General features: G+C 44.9%; 12 protein-coding genes. 6 read left to right on the top strand and 6 right to left on the bottom strand.

Annotated elements, in window-relative coordinates:
* Positions 1 to 110: 110 nt before the first annotated feature.
* The 5 genes from SWH54_02075 to SWH54_02055 all read right to left on the bottom strand — a co-directional run bounded on the left by SWH54_02075 (position 111) and on the right by SWH54_02055 (position 6942).
* Positions 111 to 1754 carry a class I adenylate-forming enzyme family protein gene (locus SWH54_02075; GenBank protein MDY6790033.1) on the bottom strand — a complete coding sequence of 548 codons (1644 nt, stop codon included), beginning with the start codon at positions 1752 to 1754 and terminating at the stop codon, positions 111 to 113.
* A gap of 177 nt (positions 1755 to 1931) precedes the next feature.
* Positions 1932 to 2804, bottom strand: a complete 873-nt coding sequence (locus tag SWH54_02070; protein MDY6790032.1) for a MaoC/PaaZ C-terminal domain-containing protein — start codon at positions 2802 to 2804, stop codon at positions 1932 to 1934.
* A 323-nt stretch (positions 2805 to 3127) separates the two neighbouring features.
* Positions 3128 to 4774: a PfaD family polyunsaturated fatty acid/polyketide biosynthesis protein gene (locus SWH54_02065; protein ID MDY6790031.1), complete on the bottom strand. Its 1647-nt coding sequence runs from the start codon at positions 4772 to 4774 to the stop codon at positions 3128 to 3130.
* Between the two features lie 146 nt (positions 4775 to 4920).
* Positions 4921 to 5817 (bottom strand): site-specific tyrosine recombinase XerD, encoded by an 897-nt coding sequence (gene xerD, locus SWH54_02060; protein MDY6790030.1) that lies wholly within the window; start codon positions 5815 to 5817, stop codon positions 4921 to 4923.
* 6 nt (positions 5818 to 5823) lie between these two features.
* Entirely contained in the window at positions 5824 to 6942 is a 1119-nt protein-coding gene (locus SWH54_02055; protein MDY6790029.1) for a Xaa-Pro peptidase family protein, read from the bottom strand.
* 204 nt (positions 6943 to 7146) lie between these two features.
* Between SWH54_02055 and SWH54_02050 the strand changes: the two genes are divergently transcribed.
* Together SWH54_02050 and SWH54_02045 are read left to right on the top strand one after the other, a co-directional pair.
* A complete protein-coding gene (locus SWH54_02050; protein ID MDY6790028.1) occupies positions 7147 to 7860 on the top strand; it encodes a GAF and ANTAR domain-containing protein in 714 nt (237 codons plus the stop codon).
* A gap of 377 nt (positions 7861 to 8237) precedes the next feature.
* A complete protein-coding gene (locus tag SWH54_02045; GenBank protein ID MDY6790027.1) occupies positions 8238 to 9821 on the top strand; it encodes an FMN-binding glutamate synthase family protein in 1584 nt (527 codons plus the stop codon).
* A 144-nt stretch (positions 9822 to 9965) separates the two neighbouring features.
* Here the strand turns inward: SWH54_02045 and SWH54_02040 are convergent, their stop codons facing one another.
* The gene (locus SWH54_02040) at positions 9966 to 11267 is read right to left on the bottom strand and encodes a helix-turn-helix domain-containing protein (protein ID MDY6790026.1); all 1302 of its coding nucleotides are present in this window, start codon (positions 11265 to 11267) and stop codon (positions 9966 to 9968) included.
* 494 nt (positions 11268 to 11761) lie between these two features.
* Here SWH54_02040 and SWH54_02035 point away from each other — a divergent pair, with 494 nt between their 5' ends.
* From SWH54_02035 to SWH54_02020, 4 genes are all read left to right on the top strand, one after another.
* A complete protein-coding gene (locus SWH54_02035; protein ID MDY6790025.1) occupies positions 11762 to 12160 on the top strand; it encodes a hydrogenase iron-sulfur subunit in 399 nt (132 codons plus the stop codon).
* A 24-nt stretch (positions 12161 to 12184) separates the two neighbouring features.
* A complete protein-coding gene (locus SWH54_02030) occupies positions 12185 to 12853 on the top strand; it encodes a methylenetetrahydrofolate reductase C-terminal domain-containing protein (protein MDY6790024.1) in 669 nt (222 codons plus the stop codon).
* Positions 12850 to 13785: a methylenetetrahydrofolate reductase gene (locus tag SWH54_02025; protein ID MDY6790023.1), complete on the top strand. Its 936-nt coding sequence runs from the start codon at positions 12850 to 12852 to the stop codon at positions 13783 to 13785. Before SWH54_02030 ends, SWH54_02025 begins: the two co-directional genes overlap by 4 nt.
* Before the next feature lie 23 nt (positions 13786 to 13808).
* A partial coding sequence (locus SWH54_02020) for a glutamate synthase-related protein (protein MDY6790022.1) occupies positions 13809 to 15199 on the top strand: 1391 nt, incomplete at its 3' end.

Raw genomic sequence — 15199 nt, 5'->3', positions numbered from 1 at the left:
AAATGGATTTGGTCGCAGAACAGTAATTTTAACACAATAATACCCCTTAAGGGGTTATCAGTATCGATGCCCTTATAGGGCTTTATGCAAGCCTCCGGCTGGGCCGGAGGTCATGACTTGAGCTTATCTACTTTTGTGCTTCGGGTCAGCGGCAGTTCTTTATCCGCAGGCCATATTTCAACATGCTGGGGTCTTTTATAAGAGGCGATGGACTTGCAGTGTTCCATCACATCCTGGCTGCTCAGATTGATGCCTGCACGAGGACGGACAAAAACAAAAATTCCTTCGTCGAAAAGTTGATGTTTCATACCGATTGCCTCCACCACATCCACCCCTTGCATTTGGGAAATATGCTCTTCAACCTCTCCGGGGAAGACATTGTACCCTTTTTGCTTGATCACAAATTTCTTTCTGCCGGAAAGATATAGGGCTTTATAACCGTCCATTTGTTTGAAATATCCCAAATCTCCGGTATAAAGGATTCCTTCCTGGGAAACGGCCTTTTTGGTTTCCTCAGGCTGGTTATAATATCCCAAAAACACAATGGGGGGATGGTAGCAAATTTCTCCGATCTCTTCATCGGCAAGTTCTTCTCCGGCAGATCCATCCTCTTTCATGGGCTTCCGAATGGAAACCTTGGCCAGATCATCAAAGGCACGTCCCACCTGGCCTGCCATCTCTTCCAGGGATATATCGGCAGGTGTAAAGGTGGCAAAACCGGCATTTTCCGTCATTCCAATCCCGGTTCCGAATCCTGGCGCCATGGTGGAAAGTTTTTTAAGAAAAGTGGTATCAACGGCTGATCCGGCATAGGCAACAAAATCAAGGCTGGAAAGATCATAACTGTCATATTGGGGAAAATTCCAGAGCATGCGAAACATGGTGGGTATTTGACCCAGCACCTTGACCTTATGGCGTTCAATGGCTTCCAAGGTGGTTTTGGTATCAAATATTCTTAGCAGAACGGCTTTTCCTCCCAACATCATGGTGGTCATAAATGTTTCGGTAACACATCCCACATGGCTGGGGGGAAGGTTCACCAGAATGGAAAAATATTTCGGGTCACCGGTAAAATCAATACCCCTTTCCAATATCTGGTTCTGAACAATAATATTTTCATGGCACAGCACCGCCGGTTTGGGTTCTCCGGTGGTTCCGGTGGTATAAATGATCAATGCCGGGGTTCTCTTATCCATCTGCTGGTATGTTTTTTTAAGCTTTCCGGTGAAAATATCACGCAGCTTTAACCACACCAGGCGCATCTTGCTCATGAGATCCGTAATGCTGACTGCTCCTTGTATAACATCTCCGGGTTGCGGATCTGCGGTGAATTGTATCAGGTGTTTGACGGACGGGCACCCTTTTTTTACCGCCTTGCCAACCATTCTAAAATCACGGACCGGGGTGTCACCTAGAAAGAAAAAGGTACTAGCTTCGATTTTGTTGATGTCGCGTACCACCTCATTTTCACTCAGGCGGACATCCAACGGGGCAATTATCGCTCCAATTTTGAAACAGGCATACATCAGTGCCATATGCTCCGGGAGCAATACCAGTTGGGTGGCTACCCGGTCTCCTTTTTGAATACCCATGTCAAGCAATTTGAGGGCAAAAAAATCGATTAATGAAGCAAACTTCTTATAAGTAATTTCCCTGCCGTCTTCATGTTGAACCATGGCCACAGAATCCGGCCGCTCCTTGGCCCATTTGTCAATATAGGAATTAACCAGCGGCAATCTTTGCTCATTTTTCATTTTGGCCCCCTTTTTTTATGTTGTAACTACTCAGGTAGATGAAATAGGAAGACTGTTAGGAGAAAGTGTATTTTGAAGCCATGTTTGGTTTAAAAATCAGATAGTTCTGTCAAAGTACAGCAATCGAGCTTTCTGGCCCCTTCAGCCTAAACAGCTTCAGTCTGACTACATGAGTAGTCATATTATTTTTACATATCCGCTACGAATCGCCTTTTTTTGTTCATTGTTTAGCACCTCAAAAAAAACATCGGTAAAATCTTGGTGGGATTTCTTTCCGGTACAGCATACTTTGATATCGGTTCCGGGAAGGACCATTCCGGTAAACCGGCATGCAATTTCTGCAATCCTGGCAGGGTCTTTATCGGCTTCATTGTTCACCAGTTCACGAATCGCGTATGCCAGGGTGGCTGTTCCCTGTAAAATAATCCCCGGAAGGCCGACCGCCTTGGCAAACTTCGGCGAGGTATGAATGGGGAATTCAATGTTGCTGCATCCGTCATATACGTAGGGACGTAAGGGATCAATAGGAATGGAGGATGTCCACAGAATTTCTGCTGCTGTTTTATTTTCCGGAACCGGAGGTACTTCACCCGCTTTTTTTCCCTCTCCACAGGATACTCCCCGTAACATGGCGCCAACATATTCAGTGAACACAGGGGTCCCATTCATGTCTTTGGCATCAAGACAGACAATGGTGTGGGTTCCTGCCCGATGCGGTAAAAAGGCTTTTAACGATCCGGTTATGGACAGTTCATCTTTCGGGTGTATCAAGCGGTGCAAAATAAGATGCTCACTGTAATGCACCTGGGTCAGCAAAATTTCTTGGGGAAAATCTTTGGATTCAATGAATTTTTCCAACCGGCTTAAAATAGGCCAGGTCACCGATACGGCAAACATGGGATGCACTGCAATCGGGTCATCGTGACTGTCATCAAAATATTTGGGATTATTGTCTTGGATTGCCGCGGCATAATTGGTGGTTTCCTGCCAGTTGATCTTGGTTTGATAATTCTTAAGTGGCGTTCCCACCAGGTTTGGATTTATTTCCATGGTGCACCTCCGTTTTCAGCATTACCTCCAAACGAGTTGGAGTGATCCTAAGGCGTCAAAGGTTGAAGCGAAATACATCATGATTGCGAAAACAAGTCAGCAGGAAAGTCTTATCTGAGTCAGACGATACAGAACGTCAGGCAGTAAAGGATACACTTGGTTTAAAAATCGGGAACTGATGACCGGTGTGCGTATCTTCGAAAAACCGGTGGTACACGGTGCTTCGATGTTCGACGTTGGAAGTTCGTTGTTGGACGTTCATCAGTTATACTGGTCGTCGTTCAGTGTTTACAAAAATATGTTGCATTAAGATCTACGCCAATTCACGAGCCCAGAATTTCTTCAAGCGGTCTGGGTGAGAATTTTTCCATATCGGAAGCGAGTGGGATACCCTGGCTTTTTAGCAGGTTTGCCCGGGTGATCACACATGCGCCCAGCAGAAGATTCATGGCGATTGTGACGGTTTTCCGGTTTTGCATCTTTTCCAGAAATGATCCTTTTACCCACTGATTAAAAGCGCCCATGGCAGGGCCGCACCAGATCTGATAGTCTATTTTTCTAGACGGCTCCCCTGAGTTTGCCCAGTTTGATGAAAGGCCGAGATAGGAACGGAACACCAGGGCCATCTTATGTTTCGGGTCTTTTTCCGCCCGGATGATTTGTTGGGGATCGATGGTTGAAAAATAAGTTTGCGTCTGTTGCCATGTCTGCTGAAAACTTGAGCGGAAAAAATCTTTTTCCAGGATTTGTTTTTCTTTTTCCGGGATGCTGTCAAGGGAATCATAAGTGGAGTAAAGGTCATACAGCTTTGCGGCACGGAAAGGAAACATGGTTCCGCGTTTGAGTACCTGCACCTTTACCCCGGCTTCAAACATATCTGCAGCAGGTGCCATGGTGACATCGGCTTGACGAGTTTCCGCCAGCAATTGGCGGACAGTATCAGAAGTACCGGCTTCCACACATGACTGGTTCACAGATCCGGTCAGGATATAAGCCGCACCCATGGCAAATGCGGCAGCTGCCGATTCGGGGGTGGCTATTCCCCCGGCAAGGCCAACGCAAATCGGTTTTTGATAACTGTACTTTTCAGCCATTTCATTACGCAGGGCGAGCATGGTGGGAAGCAGGGTAATGGCAGGTCTGTTATCGGTATGACCGCCTGAATCGGCTTCCGCAGTCAAATCACAGGCCATGGGGACCGATTGTGCCAGGGCGGCTTCCTCTGGTGTAATCATTTTTCGTTCTATGAGTTGGGCGATAAATCTTTCAGGCGGTGGTGAAAAGAATTTTTTGGCGACTTCGATTCGGGAGACTTTTGCAATAATTTTATGGGGACAAACGATGTTTCCGTTGCTGTGGCGGTGAATTCCCTTTATGCGAAAGTAAACCAGGGGTAAGGTCAAGTCTAAATATGCGGATGCGCTCACAAGCCGGACTGATTGTTTTAAATACAAATCGACTACCGCAGCTTCAAGCTCAGGGTCATTCGGGCTGTGGATCAGGTTAAACCCAAAAGGGGAGTCAGCCAGCGTTTGCTTCAGGCGGACAATGGCGGATTCTATTTCATCGAGGGAAAGTCCGGCAGCTCCAAAAAAACCGATCATTCCGCCGCGTCCGGCTTCTTCGACCATTTCAACGGATGTAATGCCGTTTGCCATGGCTCCTGCAATATAGGCATAGCGAAGATGATATGTGTTTTTAAAATAAGGGTCGCCCAGGTTTTCAGGCAGCAGTGGCGGCGTATAAGCATACAAGGGGTAGGCCGAAGACTTCCCGGAGAACATAGATCCAGCTGCATCACCGATTACAGCTGTCCCGCCTTTGGCTACTGCAAGGCGATCATCTTTATTGACAAGGTACACCGGGTGTGTCACATCGGCAATGGCGCTTTTAATGGCATGATCACCGATTTCAGGAAGTATGCTCTTTTCTGACCACCATCCGATTGATTTTTTATTTTTTAACGGCATAGGCTCATAAACTAAATAAAACAAATAAATTCATAAAAATAATAAATAGCAACAATAGCTGATTTTTTTAAACAAAAACAAGTTTCAAGTCAAATAAAACCAATTTTTCTACCTTATTCTTTAAGCGAAGCGGTCCTTTAGCGCAGCTATCCCCTAGGGTGAAATTTTTCATGCATGGTTTTCAGGTGCTCACGGGCGACATGGGTATATATCTGGGTGGTGGAAATGTCAACATGGCCCAGCATCACCTGAACCGCTCTTAAGTCGGCGCCGCCTTCGAGTAGATGGCTGGCAAAGGAATGACGCAAGCTGTGAGGAGTGATTTTTTTATTAAAGCCTGCCTTTAAGGCATAGCGTTTTATAAGTTTCCAGAAACCCTGACGGGTCATCGGCTTTCCTGCACGGGCCACAAAAAGGTATCGGCTGGGGAGATTTTTTAAAATCAAAGGTCTTGCTGTTTTAAGGTAGTCAGTGATTTTCTGTTTGGCAAAAAGGCCAATGGGGACCACCCTTTCCTTTGATCCTTTACCAAATACCCGGACGAAACCGGCCTCCAGGTTTATATCCTGGAGCTTAAGATTGATTAATTCAGAAACTCTTAAACCGGCTGCATAGAGAAGTTCAATCATAGCTGCATCCCTGGACCCGACCGGTGTATTTGCATCCGGGGTGCTCAAAAGAAGTTTAACCTCTTCTACGGACAGGACGTCCGGAAGTTTGAGGCCGCTTTTAGGAAGATCGATCAGTCGCGTTGGATCATGTTTTAGTCGTTTTTCCTGTACCAGAAACCGGTAAAATCCACGGATGGTGACAAGATGCCGTGCCCGCGATCTGGCCCCGAGGCCCGCATCTCTCATGGAAATCAAGTGTTTTAAAATAAGCGGTGTGTCGGTTTTTGAAATATCAATAATGTTGTGCTCCTCAAGAAATAACAGATACCTGGCCATATCACTGCCGTATGATTCCAAGGTTTTTTCAGACAGACCCTTTTCGATCAATAGGTAATTTAAATACTGGTCTGCAAGGGTATCAAGTTCAGACATGATATGTCATATCTCGATTAAAAAGTCAGCGGGGTCTAATTGATTCAGCACCTCCACACCACTGTCTCTGACCGCAACCATATTTTCCAGCCTGATTCCGCCCCAGTCTTGAATATAAATGCCGGGTTCAACAGTAAACACCATGCCGGATTCAAGGGCCGTCTCTTTTAACGGGCTCAGTCTCGGATGTTCATGCACCGCAAGTCCGGTACCATGCCCCAGGCCGTGGCCGAACTTTCCTTTAAACCCGCATTTTTCAATGTGGTCGCGCGCGATTTTATCCACCGCTTTTGAGCTGATACCGGGCTTGACCGCATCTGTGGCCATTTTTTGTGCATCGGATACGGTGGTAAAAACCTTTTTAAATGTTTCATCAGGGGTACCGACAATGACCGTTCGTGAAATATCGCTGCAGTAACCGTCCAGTTTTGCACCCCAGTCAAAAAGCACCGGTTCACCGGATCTAATTTTCCTGTCTGATGGGATGGCGTGAGGAAGGGCGCTGTTCGGCCCTGATGCGACAATGGTGGGAAAAGACAGTGACTGGGCGCCTGCCTCGCGCATCTCTTTTTCCATCGACCATGCGAGCTGCTTTTCCGTCATGCCGAGTTCAATGGTGCTTTTGATATGCTTGAACACAGCCTCTGCCACTAAAAGAGCTTTTTTTAATGTATTGATTTCACTTTCATCTTTGATCAACCGCAGGTTTTCTACCATATCTTCCACAGGGACAAGCTCTACCTGCATTCCGGCTTTGTTTAGTTCTTCGGTCATTTTGTTGTATTGCATATAGGACATGCGCACACTTTCAAACCCGAGTCTTTTGGTGCCCAGCATATCTGTTATATTGGGAAGTTCTTTTGCCAGCCCTTCTTTATAGCAGACAATCTTAAAAAGAGGGGCTTCATTTTTGGCCTGCAGTTCGTAACGTGAATCGGTGGCAAGAATCAATTTGGAGTCGGTGATAAAAAGAGCCCCTGCTGATTCGTCAAATTGGGTGTCTTCTCCGGTAAAACCACTCAAATAATGACGGTTTTCCTCAATCAAAACCATGAGAGTATCAAACTTCTTTTCAGCCAGGGATTGCCTGAGAAGAGACAGTCTATTTTCCGTTGTTTTTTCCAATTGCAACTCCTGAAAATTATGTATGATGATAAACAGACTTAATAAAACAGTAGCATTTATAACCAAAGATTATCATTTAAATCAAGATAAGATTTTACCGTCATTGACAGGGATATACAGGCCTGATAAAATAAAAACCCAAATATAGCGGCTACCTGAAGGCTTCTAGTCATTTAAGCAATTGAGAAGACGGTATCAGTAAACATGGTAAACATAATTCCTGAAACCTATGATAAATATATTAAAGCGGTCATGGATATCAGCCGGGTGATTACTTCGGATCTTTACCTGGAAGATATCTTAAAGCTGATCGTTATGGTGTTAGCCAAAGTCACAGGGGTTGAAATATGCTCCCTGTGGCTGATTGATGAAAATTCGGATCCTTTGAAAATCAGACTAAAAGCCTCACAAACCATCGATCCTGTATACATGAAAGATCGATCCCTAAACATGGATGAAGGGGTGGTGGGATTTGTGGCTATGCATAAGCGGCCCCTTATTATCAAAGATGTGTTGAAAGAATCCAGATTTAAAGAAAAAGAGATGGCAAAACAACTTGGCCTGGTATCAATGGTCAGTGTGCCGTTGCAGGTACGTGATGAAAAAGTGATTGGCGTACTCAATTGCTTTACCGCAGAACCTCATATTTTCCCAGAAACAGAAGTAAACCTGATCACGACTGTGGCCAACCAGGCGGCTGTGGCAATCATGAACACGGAACTCATGGTAAAGACCAGGGTGATTGAGGAAGAACTGGAGACCCGTAAAATGGTAGAGCGTGCAAAAGAGATCCTGATGCGTAAGCGTAAAAAAACCGGAGAGGAGGCTTACCAGTGGATCAGAAAGCGGAGTATGGATACTCGTAAATCCATGAGAACCGTGGCTGAAGCTGTACTCCTTTCTGAAGAACTCGAATAAGTATTACAAAGCATCTCGTCATCCGTCGTTTATTCAAAGACTTAGCTGTTTACGAATTCATCAACTTTTACGGTTTTGTAAAAAGTATCTTTGATGGTTAAGTAGAAAGTTCCATATACCCCCGCTAAAAATCAGCGGGATAAAAAGGCGCAGTAGATGGGGCTTTCTACGACGCCAACAGATTTATTTCCTTTTCAAATAATAAAGGCTTGACAATTAAAATTAGTACAGCTAATAAAAATACATATTTAAAAAGTAATAATTAATTTCTGCACAAAGGTGTGTGGAAAATTTATTTTTAAGACAAAGGCGTCTTTTCCCGTTAAAGGGAAGGCGCCTTTTTGTTTTTTAAAAACCATTTTTAAAAAGGAGAAAAAATGAATTTGCACAGACCCAACGCCAACGAGGCATTGCAGACAAAAAATCGCTCCAGAAGTGTTGCCCCTCAATCCGGTATCTGCAGCCGGTGTGTGGATGGATGCAGGGGAAATTGCGATCTTTTCAAATCAACGTTTCGTGGCAGAGAACTGCTTTATCCCAGCCCTTTTGGCGAGGTTACAGCCGGAACAGATAAAGACTATCCTGTCGATTATTCCCATCTGAATATAATGGGGTACGCCATTGGCGCTGAAGGGATTGAGGCTCACCCGGATCATGCCATATTTCCGGAAGTAACCACCGAAGCCTGGTATGGAGCAACGGAAAAAGTCAAGATGAAAATACCTATGTTTACCGGCGCTTTAGGAAGTACTGAGATCGCTCGGGCAAACTGGGAACACTTTGCCGTTGGTGCTGCAATAACAGGAATCAGTCTTGTTTGCGGGGAAAACGTTTGCGGTATCGATCCTAAACTGGAGCTTGATAAAAACGGCAAGGTTAAAGAGGCACCAGATATGCGACGAAGGGTTGAAAAATATCGCCGTTATCATGAAGGATACGGCGATATAATGGTACAGATGAACGTAGAGGACACCAGACTTGGCGTGGCAGAGTACGTTATTGACAAGCTGGGAGTTGAAACCATTGAGCTTAAATGGGGTCAGGGTGCAAAATGTATAGGCGGTGAGATAAAAGTTGATTCTGTTGAGAGAGCACAGGAATTGCAAAAAAGAGGCTATCTTGTCACTCCCGATCCTTCAAGCAAATCAAACCAGAAAGCGTTTAAAGATGGTGCGATTAGAAGATTTGAAAGACACTCCCGCGTGGGATTTCTGGATCAGGAAGAATTTATGACAGAGGTTGATCGAGTCCGCAAACTGGGTGCCAAACGTATCACACTTAAGACAGGTGCCTATCCGATGCGGGAACTGGCCATGGCTATCCGCTGGTCTTCGGATGCCAAAATCAGCCTGGTGACCATTGACGGTGCTCCGGGGGGTACCGGCATGAGTCCATGGCGCATGATGTCTGAGTGGGGAATTCCTTCCATCTATCTTCATTCTATGGCCTATGACCTGTGTCTAAGGCTTGCTAAAAAAGGGGCATGGGTACCGGATATCGCCTTTGCCGGCGGTTTTTCCTCTGAAGACCATATTTTTAAAGCTCTTGCGCTGGGGGCTCCCTATTGTAAAGCGGTGTGTATGGGACGAGCCATAATGATTCCTGGTATGGTAGGCAAAAACATCGGGAGATGGCTTAAAGGGGAGGATGGGGGACTTCCACCCACGGTATCAAAATATGGTTCAAAAAAAGAAGAGATCTTTGTAAGCTATGAAAAATTGAAAAACATATACGGAAAAGAGATCAACAATATCCCTCTAGGTGCAATCGGAATATACAGTTCAGCTGAGAAGATACGAGTGGGACTTCAACAGCTTATGGCCGGAGCCAGAAAGTGGCGCCCCCATTTGATTACCAGAAAAGATTTAGCCTCATTAACCGAGGAAGCATCCAATATTACAGGTATCCCGTACATCATGGATGCATACAGGGAAGAAGCACTGGAAATCATTGACGCTTAAAGCAAAACACAGTCGGCCTGATTATATTTATGAGCCAATCAACTATCTATCGATATCTGTATGAACTATTTTTACGGCGAAGTTTTTAATAGACTTCGCCGGTTTTACCCCTCCATGATGACGGTTAAAAAGGAGTGATTGGCTTTATTTGACTTTGATCCAAAGCAACCGGGCAGGGTCCGTTCCGGGGTTTTTCCACTGGGAAGGCGTCTCGCTGGTCAGATACACCAAATCCCCGGTATTTAAGGTATGAACTGTTTTTCCAAGTTTGAGTTCTAATACTCCTGACAACAGATATCCGACTTCTTCCCCTCTGTGTGTAAAAAAATGAGAAAGAAGTGTCTGGTCAGGTGGGATTTCTAAAATATAAGGTTCGGCTTTGTGCTCAAAGTTTCCGGGGGTAAATAGTTTTCCGGCAATATTGCTTTTCTGCAGGTCAGGAAATTTTACATCAGCCGCATCAGCGGCAGGAAAAACCACAGGCTTTTTCAAGCCTGTTGATTTTGAAAAAAAGGAGTTCAATTCAACCGAAAGCACCTCAGCCATTTTAAAAAGTGCGGGTAAAGATGGGTAGATCAGGTTACTTTCAACCTGGGAGATATTACTGGGGGTTACACCCACCAGTTTTGCCAGTTCTGTCTGGGACAAACCCTGTCTGGTGCGAATTTCTTTCAAACGGCTTCCCAGATCTACACGGCTTTTAACGTGCGTTTCAAAATCAAAGGCAATATTTAAATCTTTGCTCCAGTAGTAATATGCCTTATTATGTGTATCAAGATTCCGTTTTTCCGCTTTAAGGATTTTTAAGGCGTTTTTACCCCTCTTGACAGAGAGATCGATAGCAACCTGGGCAATCTGATTAATATGCGCTCTGAGACGTTGTGAGTGTGCCTGTTTTTCAATAATCCAGTAAGCAATAGTGTTTAACTCGTACAGCCTGGGGCATGAGTGGGAATAAAAATTGATGATGTGGTCTTCACCGCCCCATAACTCCTGCATTCCAGTGAGGCTTTCGAAAATAAAGCGGACATCACCTTTCATGTTTTCATGGGCGCCGTAAAAGGCATCCATTACATGATGAACATTGCGAGGTTCTTCAACCGGTACAACACTGCAAGGATATGGAGATTTCCTCTTTTCATAAAATTTTAGAAAAATTTCAGAACCGGAACCTTTACCATAAGTAAAACAGTCCAGAATGGTTAGCAGACGATTATCAGCCAGTACTCCCAGTTTTTCCATAAGGTTTTTTGGTGAACGATCGAAACTTACATAAATAAGTGGTTTTTTCAGAAGTTGTGAGGCCTGCATGAAGTTCAGACAAAAAACAGTAGCGAGACTTCCGGCATCGTCATACCAGATCACGTTATCTCCGATATAAAGACCTCCGAGAAGGCGGTCAAGCTGGATGACACCGGAGCTAATATTAAGTGTTTTTGAAACCATCCATTCCTTTTTTATGGTGAAGCATTTCCATAAATGGTTCAGAGATAACCATAAAATTACAGGAACGGCAAGCACATGTCAAGATTACGTATGGTGATTCTCGCAGGCTCATGCATTTTAAAAAATAATGTTGCCTTAATGGCCGGTCATAAGCCTAAAAATATACACTCCACTCGATATCAAGGAAAATCTCAGAGGGGATGATCCGGTATCTACTAATTTTTATTTGGTAAATTTTAGCGAAATTTAAAAAAATGATAACAAAATTAGTATCACTTATCGGGTTGAATTTTTATATTTTTTTGATTATTTTTTGGTTGACAAACGAACAATTCAGATATAAGCACAAAAGATTTTAAACAAGATAATAAGGATTTCGCACAATGGCGTGCGAGCTAAAACAGGTGCAAAGAGACAAAGGCGTCTTCAATATTTCTATTACAAGAAGACGCTTTTTTTGTTTTTGTATGATAAAGGTGCTATGATAGATAAAAATGGAATTTAAACCAAAGATTACCATTTTTCATTGTATCAACAGCTTCAGCGAATCAGTGCTGTCTCATTTTGATGAGATAGATCATGTTGATATTAAATACGTTAAGATGCCTTGCTCCGGCATGACCAAAGATGTTTATCTACTGCGGGCATTTGAAGCCGGAGCGGATGCCGTCATTGTGATGGTTTGCCCTGAAGGAAAGTGCCGGTTTGTTGAAGGAAACATCCGGGCAAAAAAAAGAATTAAGCGGACCAAGAGCCTGTTGGATGAAATTGGGCTAAATGGTGAAAGGCTTTCAATGTTTAACCTGAATCCGAAAGATAAAGGCGCAGCAGCTAAAATCATTAAAGACACATTGAGGAAACTGAAAGGTTTAGGCCCGAATCCGGCGGCATGATTTTTACATGAAAGGATAGTGATAATGATAGTAGGCGAACAAAAGCCGATTGCAGAAATAAAAGAATCCATCGCACCCTATGAGAAAATACTTATCCTGGGATGCGGTACCTGCGTGAAAACCTGTTTTGCAGGCGGAGAAGACGAAGTGGCTGTCCTTGCTTCGGCTTTGAGGCTGGCATTTAAAAAAGACGGCAGAGAAATAAAAATTGAAGAAATGACCATAGAGCGCCAGTGTGAAGATGAGTTCATACAGGAAGCCGCAGAGGCTGTGGCCCGAAACGATGCCGTGTTGTCGCTGGCCTGCGGTGCGGGCGTACAGGATATCGCAAGGCGTTTTGTCAAAACGATTGTTTTACCGGGCGTGAACACCACTTTTATTGGAATTCTGGAAAAACAGGGTACCTTTACCGAGGAATGCCTTGGATGTGGCGATTGCAAGCTGGCCATATTCGGCGGGATTTGTCCGGTGACACGCTGTTCCAAAAAACTGTTAAACGGTCCCTGCGGAGGGTCCAAAGATGGCAAATGCGAGGTAAATCCTGATATTGATTGCGCCTGGCAACAGATAATCGATCGATTAAGAGCTCTCGGGCAGCTTGACAACTTAAGGAAATATGTTCCTCCCAAGAATTGGAGAACCAGCCATGCGGGCGGGCCCAGAAAATTAGTCAGAGAGGATCATGTAATATGAATCAAATTAAATTGAGTCATCTGCAGAAAGTTTTGTCAAAGGGGGAATTTGCGGTGACCGCTGAGTGCGGGCCGCCTCGCGGAGCTGATTTGGAAGTGGTCCGGCGAAAAGCAGAGCTGCTAAAGGGCTGTGTCGATGCGGTTAATGTGACCGACAATCAAACAGCGATTGTCAGAATGTCAAGTATTGCGGCGTGCGTTCACCTTTTAAATATGGGCATTGAACCCGTCATGCAAATGGTCACCCGTGATCGGAACAGGATTGCTTTGCAATCGGATATTATGGGAGCCTTTTCTTTGGGAATAAAAAATATTCTCTGTCTTTCAGGGGATCACCAGACTTTTGGCAGTCAGCCCGATGCGTTGAATGTTTTTGATATCGATTCGATGAACCTTGTCCGTGCTGTCAGAGACATGCGCGAAGATGGAAAAGATATGAGCGGGTTTGATCTAAACATACCACCCCGCATGTTTATCGGGGCCGCGGCAAATCCGTTTGCCGACCCTTTTGAATATCGAGTAATCAGGCTGGCCAAAAAAATAGACGCGGGTGTTGATTTTATCCAGACCCAGTGTGTTTATAATGTGGATCGATTTAAAGAATGGATACGGCTGGCGAGGGAGGAGGGGTTGACCGAGAAAGTTCACATCCTGGCCGGTGTCACACCGCTTAAATCTGAATCCATGGCCAGGTTTATGGCCAACAAGGTCGCCGGCATGGATGTGCCGGAATCGGTTATCAAACGGATGGCATCCGTGTCAAAAGAAAACGCCGGCCAAGAAGGGATCAAAATATGCCTGGAGACGATTTCCCAGCTGCGTGAAATAAAAGGTGTGCATGGGATTCATCTTATGGCAATCGAATGGGAAGAGAAAGTCGGTGAGATTGTAGAGGCCGCAGGCCTCATGCCGCGCCCTGAAGCTGAAGAATAAGAGCATAAGAATCTGGAGTTTAAATGCCTGAGAAGTATCACATACCCATAGAGATCACCCCGCCGCGATTTGAGCCGATAGGGAAATATGCCACCGTTGAATTTCGCGAAGACTGTGCCGGCAGTTGCCGAGAGTGTGTCAAGAAAAAATGCGTTTATGGAATTTTTAAAGATAACTATTTTCACATAAGTTCCATGAAAGAGCCGGAATATCTGTATGAATGCCAAAGCTGTTTCAGATGTGTGCAGGAGTGTACCCGGGGAATCTTTTCACGGGTTATCAACCCGGAATACCGCATACTGGGTGATGACTACTGGAGAGCGGACATTATTTACGTCAACTGGTATCAGGCGCATACAGGCAAAATCCCTGTTTCAGGCGCCGGATATCGCGGCCCATTCGTGGCAGCCGGATTTGAATCCATGTGGACGGACATGTCCGAGATCGTGCGCCCGACACGTGATGGTATTCATGGACGGGAGTATATCAGTACCTGTGTTGAGCTGTCCAGAAGAGTTACCCCTTTAAGATTCAATCAAGATATGACCCTGGATTCTGATGTACCTGAAATCTTAGAGCTGCCGGTTCCGTTATTGTTCAGGCTGCCTGAGGATCTGGTGAAAAATGAGAGGGTGATTATTTCTGCGGCAAAGGCGGCCAAGGCACTGAAAACCATGATGTTTATAATGCCCCAGGATTATGCCGCTGATTTGGCACCATACTCTGAAAATCTAATTCCCTGCTTAAGCAAAGACAATTTTAATGAGTATCACGACCTGGTTAACAACAGCAGGGCAGTGGAACTGACTTATGAAAGCGGAATCGAGAAAGTGTTTGACGGATTGCGGGCCATAAAGCCGGATTTAATTATTATTGTCAAAATTCCTCTTGATGGCCTGGCAGCATCCAGAGCACTTGAACTGGCCGAAACCGGTGTGGATACACTTTATTTTTATGCAAACCAAAACGGCTACGAACTTGATGCGGAAAATCCCAGGTTTTTAAAAGATATGATTAGAGAAGTTCACCTTAAACTGGTTGAACATTCAGTCAGGCAAAAGATCAATCTGATTTTCTCCGGCGGAATCGCCATGGCTGAATATGTGGCCAAAGCAATTATCTGCGGGACCGATGCGGTTGTGGTGGATTATAGCCTTTTGTTGGCTTTAGAGTGCCGTTTGTGTGGTCGATGTAAACAAGGATTGTCCTGTCCGGTAAAACTGGATGAAGATTTCGATGATAACTGGGGCTCCCGAAGAATTGTAAACCTGATCGGAGCCTGGCATGCCCAGTTGATCGAATTAATGGGCGCCATGGGTATCAGGGAGGTCAGAAGGCTGAGGGGCGAAATTGGCCGCTCCATGTGGTTTGAAGATCTAGAGGAGAAAAGTTTTGGCCCGGTATTCGGTGAAAG

The sequence above is a fragment of the Thermodesulfobacteriota bacterium genome (genome assembly GCA_034189135.1).
Lineage (GTDB): Bacteria > Desulfobacterota > Desulfobacteria > Desulfobacterales > JAUWMJ01 > JAUWMJ01.
The sequence above is the reverse complement of the archived record's forward strand: the minus strand, read 5'-3'. Positions and strand labels throughout refer to the sequence as shown.